This is a genomic window from Mycobacterium sp. (genome assembly GCF_046095365.1).
GTDB lineage: Bacteria > Actinomycetota > Actinomycetes > Mycobacteriales > Mycobacteriaceae > Mycobacterium.
Genome location: NZ_JBJTJF010000118.1, coordinates 1 through 10,006, shown reverse-complemented (window position 1 = coordinate 10,006; position 10,006 = coordinate 1). Strand labels below are relative to the sequence as shown.

Below are 10,006 nucleotides of genomic sequence, written 5' to 3'. Positions count from 1 at the left end.
CGGCCACTTCGGTCTGGTGGTCGGCTCCAAGGCCGCCAACAACACCTGGCCGACGGTGGCCGACTGGGTGCTGTGGGTGTCCGGTCGGCAGCCGCGCCCGGCCAACATCGAGCTGATGCAGGAACTCGAGGTGGCGACGCCGGACTCATCGGGCGTTCCGTTCAGCTCACGTCTGATGCTCGGCATGGCCGAGGCGTCCGAACTCGCCCTCTCGGTGGCCAAGGGCGCCGCGGACGCGGTGGTGGCCGCCAACAACTCGGTGCGGACGCTGGCCATCGAGACCGTTCGCACGCTGCCGCGACTGGTCCGCCTCGGCCAGATCAACGACCACACCCGGATATCACTGGGCCGCATCATCGAGGAGCAGGCCCAGGAGGCCCCCGACGGCGAGTTCCTGCTCTTCGACGGACGCGTGCACACCTATCAGGCCGTCAACCGCCGCGTCGACAACGTGGTCCGCGGCCTGATCGAGGTCGGGGTGCGCCAGGGCAGCCGGGTCGGCGTGCTGATGGACACCCGGCCCTCGGCCCTGGTCGCCATCGCCGCGCTGTCCCGGCTGGGCGCCGTGGCGGTCCTGATGCCCCCCGATGCCGACCTGGCCCAGGCGGCCCGGCTCGGCGGCATCACCGACGTCATCGCCGACCCGGCCAACCTGGCGGCGGCGTCTGGGCTGCCGGTGCAGGTCCTCGTGCTCGGCGGCGGCGAGGCCCGCAGCCTCGACCTGCCCGCGGACAGCGCCGTCGTCGACATGGAGCAGATCGACCCCGACGCGGTCGACCTTCCGGGTTGGTACCGGCCCAATCCCGGCTACGCCCGCGATGTGGCGTTCGTGGTGTTCAACGCCGTCGGCGGCGGGGAACTGGTGCCCAAGCAGATCACCAACTACCGATTCTCGCTGTCGGCCTTCGGCACCGCCTCGGCCGCCTCGCTGAACCGCAACGACACCGTCTACTGCCTGACCCCGTTGCACAACCAGGCCGGGCTGCTGGTCTCCCTCGGCGGCTCGGTGGTCGCCGGGTCGCGCATCGCGCTGTCGCGCGGGCTGCACCCGGACCGGTTCCTCGAAGAGGTCCGCCAATACGGCGTCACCGTGGTCACCTACACCTGGTCGATGCTGCGGGAGGTCATCGACGACCCGAACTTCTCGATGTCCGGCAACAACCCGATCCGGCTGTTCATGGGATCGGGCATGCCGACCGGCCTGTGGCAGCGCATCCTCGAGGACTTCGCGCCGGCCAAGATCGTGGAGTTCTTCGCCACCTCCGACGGCCAGGCCGTACTGGCCAACGTCGCCGGGGTCAAAGTGGGCAGCGAGGGTCGCCCGCTGCCCGGCGGCGGCGACGTCGAACTGGGCGCCTACGACCCGGTCCTGGATCTGATCCTGGAGGACAACCGCGGGTTCGTGCGGGTCGCCGGCCGCGACGAGATCGGAGTGCTGCTGGCCAGGCCGTGGGGCCCGATCGACCCGACGGCCTCGATCAAGCGCGGCGTGTTCGCCGCCGGGGACATCTGGATCTCCACCGAATACGTCTTCTACCGGGACGCCGACGGCGACTTCTGGCTGCTGGGCAACCGCTCCGGGCTGCTCCGCACGCCCCGCGGCGTGGTGTTCCCGGCGCCGATCACCGACGCCGTCGGGGCCATCTCCGCGGTGGACCTGGCAGTCACCTACGGGGTGGACACCCCGGCCGGAACCCGGGCCGTCACCGCGGTGACGCTGCGGCCGGGGATGACGGTGACCGCCGCCGACATCGGCGATGCGGTGTCGAAGATGCCCGCCGGACTGCCGCCCGACGTCGTGCACGTGGTCCCCAAGCTGTCGGTCAGCGCGTCCTACCGGCCGGTGGTGTCCGCTCTGCGGGCCGCGGGCATCCCCAAAGCCGGTCGTAACAGCTGGTATCTGGACACCGATACAGGCCAGTACAGGAGGTTGACGGCGGCGGCCCGGGCCGGTCTGGCCGGTCTGGACGGCTGATCGCGGTTCGGCCCGGCCGGGCCGACGCTGTTAGGCTCGCCGTTGGCGGTTTCCCGGGCGGAGGGGTGTATGACCACAGCAGGGTGGTGTCGCGCCGTGCGCGACGACGTAGCCGGGCTGGCGGTCGCGGTGGGACTGGTGCTGGGTTCGGCCGGCCTGGCCCACGCCGACCCCACCGATACCCCGGCACCCGCGCCCAGCCCGTCGGCGCAGGCCGCTGCGGGAGCGGTGACCACCCCGAGCCTGGTGACAACGCCCACCCCCAAGCCCACCATCGCCGTCGACGGCGGGGCTGCCGCCGGAGCCGCCGCCGCTGCCACGGCGGCCGCAGCGGCGGGCGCGGCCAGTGGTGACGTCCTCGACCAGCTGGCCGACGAGTACCTGGTCGGCGCCGGCGGCGGCCAGCTGTCCAACCTGCTCAGGGTCGCGCTGAAGCTGCGGTCGATGGGCTACAAGCCGTCCAAGCAGTACCTGGACGGTCTGCAGACGGCGATGAACTACCGTCCCAACCAGCTGCCGCTGATCGCCGCGCTCAAGGACACCATCGCCTACCAGACCAAGCTCAAGGCCCAGATGGACATTCTCTCCAGCGCGCAGTCCAAGCAGAACGCCAACAGCGCGGTCATGGGCGCCGGACAGATGCCCGGCGCCGGCAACCCGGCCGGCCTGGCTCCCCAGCCCGCGGCCGGGGCGCCGGTCAGCGTGCAGGCCACCCCGGTTCCTGCTCCGCCGGCGCCCTAGACCCGTGCCGGACCGCAAGCCGCTGGACCCGGCGCTCCTGGAGATCCTGGTCTGCCCCGCCGACCGGGGGCCGCTGCTGCAGGTCGGCGAGGTTCTCTACAACCCGCGGCTGCGCCGGGCCTACCGCATCGAGGACGGGATTCCGGTGCTGCTCGTCGACGAGGCGGCCGAGGTGGACGAGGACGAGCACCTGCGACTGACGGCCGAAAACCCGGGGTGAAGATGCCGGTCCGGGGGTCGCATGGAAAGGTTCTGAGCGCTAAGCGGTTTGGCTAAAATTGAGCAGGTTCGGGGCGCTCCCGGGCCGGATTCCGGAGGCCACCTGATCGCGCTATGTTCTGCCGACTGCACTCCCGACCCTGCTGTGCTGCACAGCCCGGGCGGATTCACCTGGTTCTACGTCGACCTGGTCGACGACCGGGGCCGCGGCGCCACCCTGATCTGGTCGTGGGGGCTGCCGTTCCTGCCCGGCTATGCCGGGGCGGCGCGGGCCGGCCGGCCACAACTGCCGGTCGATCGGCCCAGCGTCAACCTGGTGGTCTACGAGGACGGGCGGGAACGCTTCTACCTTCTCTCCGAACTCGCCCGGGAGGACTGCGTCTGGGGTGAGGACGGCCGGTCCTGGAAGCTCGGCGACTGCTCGTTCGCCTGGACCGATGCGCCGGGCGCCGCCGGGACGGCCCCGACCCGCACCCTGCAGGCCAGCCTCGACCTCGCCTTGCCGACCGGCGGGCGGGCAACCGGACGGTTGTGGCTGTCCGGCCCGCTGCGCCGGGACGCACCGGGTGCGGTGCCCGATCCGGGCAGCACCCATCGCTGGACGCCGATGATGGCCGCCGGCCGCGGCGGCCTGGAGCTGACCACTCCGGCCGGCACGCTGAGCCTGGACGGCCGGGGCTATCACGACCGCAACTGCGCCGACCGGGCACTGCACGATCTGGGCATCCGCAACTGGTGGTGGGGCCGGCTGGCGCTGCCCGGGCGCGATCTCATCTTCTACCGCCTGATGCCGTCCGAATCCGGTTCGGCCGCACGCGATCTCGTCGTCGAAATCGCGGCCGACGGATCCTGCCGGGTGCGCGAAGACGCCGGCCTGCAGATCGGCCGCCTGCGGCGAAGCTCCTGGGGTCTGCGCTGGCCCACCTCCGCCACCTTCCCCGATCCCGACGGCAAGCCGGTTCACGTCGACGTCGAAGCCCTGCTCGACAACGGCCCGTTCTACCAGCGCTACCTGCTGCGGGGGCGCTGTGGCGACGAGCAGGGTTACGGCATGGGCGAGAACCTGGTGCCCGACCGGGTGGACGCCGACCTGCTGCGGCCGCTGGTGCGGATGCGGGTGCACCGGACGGCCGGCCCCAACTCCATGTGGCTGCCGCTGTTCTCCGGTGACGCCGAGGGCCGGTGGGCGAGGCTGCTCGGGTCGGGGGCGGCGCAGGTATGACCCCCGCCCGGCCCGACCTGTCGCCGGCGGCCCTGCTCGACGGCTCCGCGCCGCCCTGGGCCCGGGTGCTGGCCGCCCTGCTGGCACTGCCCGCCCTGCTGTCGCTGAGCCTGGTTGTGTTCAACGCGGCGTTCTGGACCCGGGGCCGGGTCCGGCCCGGCGCGGCCGCTACCGCGCCCGGCGGCGTCAGCGTGTTGATCCCGGCCCGCGACGAGGTCGCCAACATCGAGCTTTGCGTGCGGGCCGCCGACGCCGCCCTCGGCCCGGTCGTGGAGATCGTGGTCTACGACGACGGCTCCACCGACGGCACCGCCGAGGTCCTTGACCGGTTGGCGGCTGAGTTGCCCCGGCTGCGGGTGTTGCGCGGCGACGGGTTGCCCGCCGGTTGGGTGGGTAAGCCCTACGCGCTGCACCGCCTCAGCGCCGCGGCCGGCGCCGACCTGCTGCTGACCGTCGACGCCGACGTCGCCCTGCGCGAGGACGGCCTGCTGCGCATGCTCTCGCTGCTCGGATCGCCCGACGTGGTGCCGGGCGGGCTGGGTGCCGACCTGGTCACCGCCGTGCCCCGCCAGCGCACCGGCAGTTTCATCGAGCGGCTGCTGATGCCGCTGCTGCATCTGTCCTACGTGGCCTGGCTGCCGCTGCCGCTGATCCACCTGACGCGCGACCCCCGGGTGCTGGCGGCCAACGGCCAGCTGCTGCTGATTCGCCGGGCGGCGCTGGAGGCCGTCGGCGGCTGGGCCCGCGTGCGCACCAGCCTGGTGGACGACATGGCGCTGTGCCGCGCGTTCAAGCAGAGTGGGCGCCGCGTCGTTTTCGCCGACGGTGATCGAATGGCCAACTGCCGCATGTACTTCGACGCCGCCTCGCTGTGGCGTGGCTTCTCCAAGAACTTCTACGAGGGAATCGGCGGCAATCCGCCGGCGATGATCCTGGTGCTGGTGCTGCATCTGCTGTTCTTCGTCGCACCGTTCGTCGCGCTGCCGGTTGCGCTACTGGCCGGAGCCGGCGGGATCGCCGCCGCCGCCGCGGTCGGGGTGGCCGCCAACCTGGGTCTGCGACTGATCATGGCGCTGCGCCACGGCCACAGCACGGTCAGTGTGCTGCTGCACCCGGTGGCCGTACTGCTGATGATGGGGGTGCTGCTCAACAGCTTCCGGTGCAGCCGCCGCGGCGACATCCGTTGGCGCGGGCGCTCCTACGCCGCCCGCGCCCAGCGGGAGGCCGTGTGAGCGGGGGGACACCCGACAGCGTCTCCGATCGAGCCGCCCTGGCCCGGGCCGGGGACACCCGCCGCCAGGGCGTGTTGCGCCAGGCCCGCCGTTACGCCCGCCGCCGGGTGTCCCGGGGCCTGGACGGGCTGTGGGTGTCCGGTCTGGACGAGGCCCGCGCCGCGCTGGCCGGCCGGCCGCTGATCTTCGCCTCCAACCACGTCGCGTGGTGGGACGCGCTGCTCGTGGTCGTGCTCGACGAGGCGCTGGGCGGTCTGGGCTGGGCGATGATGGACGCCGAGAACCTGCGCCGGTTGCCGTTCCTGGGCTGGCTCGGCGGCCTGCCCCTGGACCGCAGCAGTCCCGAACGCAGCCGGGAATGCCTGGAGGCCGCGGTCGACCTGCTCGACCGGCCCGGCCGCGCGCTGTGGATCTACCCGCAGGGCCGTCAGCGTCCAGCACACCTGCGGCCGTTGGATCTCAAACCCGGCCTGCGGGTCATGCATGCCCACAATCCGGCCGACATCGTCGTGGTCAGCCTCGACTACGTCTACCTCGAGCGGGACCGGCCGGCCGCGGTCGTCCGGTTCGGCGCACCGATTCCCGGGCAGGCGGCCGCGGCCGCAGCGGTGCTGCCCGCCGTGGAGGCCGCACTGCTCGACGGGCTGGCGGTCATCGACCGGGCCGTGACGGCGGCGACCGACGGCCGCCGCGCCCGCAGCCACCCCGGCGACCCGCTGCCAGGCTTCGCCCCGCTGGTGCGGCCGGCCAGGACGCTGCTGCCGGGCCGCAGGGGGCCTCGTGACCGCTGAGGTCCTGGTGGTCGGAGCCGGTATCGGCGGGCTGGCCGCCGCGCTGGCCCTGGCCGCGCGTGGTGTTGCGGTGCGGGTGCTCGAGGCCGGTCCTCGGCCCGGCGGCAAAGCCGGCACCGTCGAGGTCGACGGAGTGGTGATCGAGACCGGGCCCAGTGTGCTGACCCTGCCCGAGGTGTTCACCGGGCTGTTCGCCCGGGCCGGACTGCGCTTCGAGGAGGTCGTCGGCCTGCGCCCGCTCGACCCGGGCTTCCGCTACCACTACGCCGACGGCTGCGTGGTCGAGGTGGCCCACGATCCGCAGCGGACACTCGCCCTCGTCGGCGCGGCCCTGGGACCGGCCGCGGAGGCCGAGCTGGCGGCTTTCCTGGCCTACAGCCGAGGCATCTGGGAGGCGGCGGCCCCGAACTTCGTCTTCGGCCCGGCCCCCACCTGGGCAGGCATGGCCGGCCTCGCCCTGCGCCGGCCGCGCGCCCTGGCCGCCGTCGACCCGCTGCGCAGCATGGCGGCCGGTATCGACCGGCTGGTCCGGGAACCGCACCTCCGGATGTTGCTCCGCCGTTACGCGACCTACAACGGAAGCGATCCGCGGAAGGCCCCGGCAACACTCAATTGCATTGCGCACGTTGAGCTTTCGCTGGGCGGATACGGTGTTGACGGCGGACTCCGCGCGCTGGTCGGCGCGCTGGTCGCGGCTGTCGAAGCCCACGGCGGGGTCATCGAGTGCAACGCCGGGGTGCAGCACCTGCTGGTCGACGGCGGCGCGGTCACCGGCATCGCACTGGCCGGCGGGGGACAACGGCGCGGCCGTGCCGTCGTGGTGAACGCCGATGTGGACTGGCTGCGCGCCGGCGCCCTGCCCGATGCCGGCCGGCACCTGCCGGCCGCGACGGCCGCCTCGATGTCCGGGTGGACGGCCGCGCTGCGGGCCGGCCGGGGTACCGACCGGCGGCCCCACGAGGTGATCTTCCCCGCCGACTACGACGCCGAGTTCGCCGACATCTTCGACCGCGACCGTCCGCCCGCGGACCCAACGGTCTACCTGTGCGCCCAGGAGCGCTGCCATGGAGTGGCCGGCTGGCCGGACGCCGAACCGGTCTTCGTGATGGCCAATGCCCCGGCCGAACCGGCTGCCGAGCCGCGGCCTGCGCGGGTGTGGGCGGAGCTGGAATCGGCTGTGGAACAACGGGTCCGAGCGGCCGGCCTGTGGGGCCGGGGCGACGATCTGGTCTGGCGCCGCACGCCGGCCGAACTCGCCGCCGCCTTCCCGGGAAGCCGCGGAGCGATCTACGGCGCCGCCAGCAACGACCGCTTCGCCGCATTCAGGCGTCCGCCCAACCGGGTACCCGGGCGCTCCGGCCTCTACCTCGCCTCGGGCAGCGCCCACCCCGGCGGCGGGCTGCCGATGGTCGCCCTGTCCGGTATGGCCGCCGCGGACTGCCTGAGCGGAGACCTCGGCCTCTCGTGAGTGCGGACCTGCTGTCGGCCGATCCGCTCAGCGCCGCGCGGCTGCTGCTGGGCTCGGTCATCACCGCGCGCGGGGTCAGTGCCCGGGTCGTCGAGGTGGAGGCATACGGCGGCCCCGGGGACGGCCCGTGGCCCGACCCGGCCGCCCACTCCTATCGCGGGCAGACGGCCCGCAACGCCGTCATGTTCGGACCACCCGGTCGGCTCTACACCTACCGCAGCCACGGAATCCATGTGTGCGCCAACGTCTCCTGCGGGGCCGACGGGGTCGCCGCGGCTGTTCTGCTGCGGGCGGCGGTCATCGAGTCCGGCGAGCGACAGGCCGCGCGGCGCCGTGGCGGGGCTGTTCCGCGGCCTGGCCTGGCGCGCGGTCCGGGAAATCTGTGTCAGGCCCTGGCAATCTCGATGGCCGACAACGGAATCGACGTCTTCGACGGCCGGTCGCCGGTCACAGTGCGCCTCGGCGAGCCGGGGCAGGGTCGCAGCGGGCCCCGGGTCGGGGTCAGTCAGGCCGCCGACCGCCCCTGGCGGTTGTGGCTGCAGGGCCGTCCGGAGGTGTCGGCCTACCGGCGCAGTCCCCGCGCGCCACGCCCGGGCTGCAGCGACTGATCCCCGAGCCCATACGGGAAGATCAGCGGTATGGCCACGACGATCCTCGATGAGCTGAACTGGCGCGAACTCGTCGCGCAGTCCACCGACGTCGATGCGCTCGCCGCCGCTGCCGCGCAGCCGCCGATGACGGTGTACTGCGGGTTCGACCCGACCGCGCCCAGCCTGCACGCCGGGAACCTGGTGCCGCTGCTGACCCTGCAACGCTTCCAGCGTGCCGGTCACCGGCCGATCGTCCTGGCCGGCGGCGCGACCGGGCTCATCGGCGACCCGCGGGACACCGGCGAGCGGACGATGAACACCGCCGACACCGTGGCGCAATGGTCCGAGCGGATTCGTGGTCAGCTGGAGCGGTTCGTCGCGTTCGACGACTCGCGCACCGGGGCCGTCGTCGAGAACAACCTGACCTGGACCCAGCCGCTGGGGGCGATCGAGTTCCTGCGCGACGTCGGCAAGCACTTCTCGGTCAACGTCATGCTCGACCGCGACACCATCCGCCGGCGCCTCGACGGCGAGGGCATTTCCTACACCGAGTTCAGCTACATGCTGCTGCAGGCCAACGACTACGTGGAGTTGCACCGGCGGTACGGCTGCTCGTTGCAGATCGGCGGCTCCGATCAGTGGGGCAACATCATCGCCGGGGTCCGACTGGTCCGCCAGAAGCTCGGGGCGACCGTCCACGCCCTGACTGTGCCCCTGGTGACCGCGGCCGACGGGACCAAGTTCGGCAAGTCCACCGGCGGCGGCAGCCTGTGGCTGGACCCGGACATGACCAGCCCGTACGCCTGGTACCAGTACTTCATCAACACCGCCGACGCCGACGTGGTCCGCTACCTCCGCTGGTTCACCTTCCTGGGTGCCGAGGAACTCGCCGAACTGGCCGAAGCCACCTCGACGCGACCGCACGAGCGGGCCGGGCAGCGCCGGCTGGCCCGCGAACTCACCACACTGGTGCACGGCGAAGCGGCGACCGAGGCGGTCGAGCACGCTTCGCGGGCGCTGTTCGGCCGCGGCGACCTCGACCGGCTCGACGAGGCGACCCTGGCGGCGGCGCTCGGTGAGACCTCGGTGGCGCGGCTGGAACCGGGCGGTCCGGACGGCATCGTCGACCTGCTGGTGGCCACCGGGCTCTCGGAGAGCAGGGGGGCGGCCCGGCGCACCATCGCCGAGGGCGGGGTGTCGGTCAACAACATTCGGGTGGACAGCGAGGAGTGGTCGGCCGGCGCATCGGATTTCCTGTACGGGCGGTGGCTGGTTCTGCGCCGGGGGAAGCGGAATATCGCCGGCGTCGAGCGGGTTGATCATCGGTGACCGCGGTCAAGGGTTCCCAGGGCTCGGGGATTTGACTCGGGTGTGCCCCTGACGTAACTTGGGTTCTGTCGTTGCGACGCGGTTCCGACCGCTGAGCGCGACGGCATCCATCGGGAATGTTTCCGGACTTCGGAGCGTTCCTTCTGACCGCACAACGAGTACGCGGCATTCGCCGCGGGGTTCGGCCGTGCGACCGGATGCCGGGTGTGTTGTTTGAGAACTCAATAGTGTGTTTGGTGGTTTTTGTTTGTTGTTTTTTGTTTTGTCGGGTTCTGGTACCCCCGTGCCGGGGCTTGGCTTTTTTGCCAGATTTTTTCTGGTGCTTGGTCAGATTTTTCTGATTCGGATTCCGCCTCGTTTTTGCGAGGGGTTTTTGTTTGGAGAGTTTGATTCTGGCTCAGGACGAACGCTGGCGGCGTGCTTAACACATGCAAGTCGA

9 protein-coding genes and 1 rRNA gene are annotated in these 10,006 nt (G+C 72.0%); all 10 read left to right on the top strand.

The annotated features are described in order from the left end of the window. On the top strand, positions 1-1,975 hold a 1,975-nt coding region (locus ACKOQ4_RS09755; protein ID WP_526291256.1), incomplete at its 5' end, for an AMP-binding protein. Positions 1,976-2,071: 96 nt separating this feature from the next. Then, positions 2,072-2,716, top strand: coding sequence for a hypothetical protein (locus ACKOQ4_RS09750; protein WP_526291254.1), 645 nt, complete (start codon positions 2,072-2,074; stop codon positions 2,714-2,716). 22 nt (positions 2,717-2,738) lie between these two features. Beyond that, entirely contained in the window at positions 2,739-2,936 is a 198-nt protein-coding gene (locus ACKOQ4_RS09745; protein ID WP_526291258.1) for a Trm112 family protein, read from the top strand. Positions 2,937-3,080: 144 nt separating this feature from the next. Next, entirely contained in the window at positions 3,081-4,157 is a 1,077-nt protein-coding gene (locus ACKOQ4_RS09740) for a carotenoid 1,2-hydratase family protein (protein WP_526291252.1), read from the top strand. Next, positions 4,154-5,389, top strand: a complete 1,236-nt coding sequence (locus ACKOQ4_RS09735) for a glycosyltransferase family 2 protein (protein WP_526291250.1) — start codon at positions 4,154-4,156, stop codon at positions 5,387-5,389. The genes ACKOQ4_RS09740 and ACKOQ4_RS09735 overlap by 4 nt, the downstream gene beginning before the upstream one ends. Continuing rightward, on the top strand, positions 5,386-6,180 hold the full coding sequence (locus ACKOQ4_RS09730; protein WP_526291248.1) for a lysophospholipid acyltransferase family protein: 795 nt from the start codon (positions 5,386-5,388) through the stop codon (positions 6,178-6,180). The genes ACKOQ4_RS09735 and ACKOQ4_RS09730 overlap by 4 nt, the downstream gene beginning before the upstream one ends. Next, complete coding sequence (locus tag ACKOQ4_RS09725; RefSeq protein ID WP_526291246.1) at positions 6,170-7,648, top strand: phytoene desaturase family protein; 1,479 nt, start codon at positions 6,170-6,172, stop codon at positions 7,646-7,648. Before ACKOQ4_RS09730 ends, ACKOQ4_RS09725 begins: the two co-directional genes overlap by 11 nt. After that, positions 7,645-8,256, top strand: coding sequence for a DNA-3-methyladenine glycosylase (locus ACKOQ4_RS09720; protein ID WP_526291244.1), 612 nt, complete (start codon positions 7,645-7,647; stop codon positions 8,254-8,256). The genes ACKOQ4_RS09725 and ACKOQ4_RS09720 overlap by 4 nt, the downstream gene beginning before the upstream one ends. Before the next feature lie 30 nt (positions 8,257-8,286). Next, on the top strand, positions 8,287-9,567 hold the full coding sequence (tyrS, locus tag ACKOQ4_RS09715) for a tyrosine--tRNA ligase (RefSeq protein ID WP_526291242.1): 1,281 nt from the start codon (positions 8,287-8,289) through the stop codon (positions 9,565-9,567). Positions 9,568-9,941: 374 nt separating this feature from the next. Continuing rightward, positions 9,942-10,006 (top strand): 16S ribosomal RNA (locus tag ACKOQ4_RS09710); the annotation flags it as partial.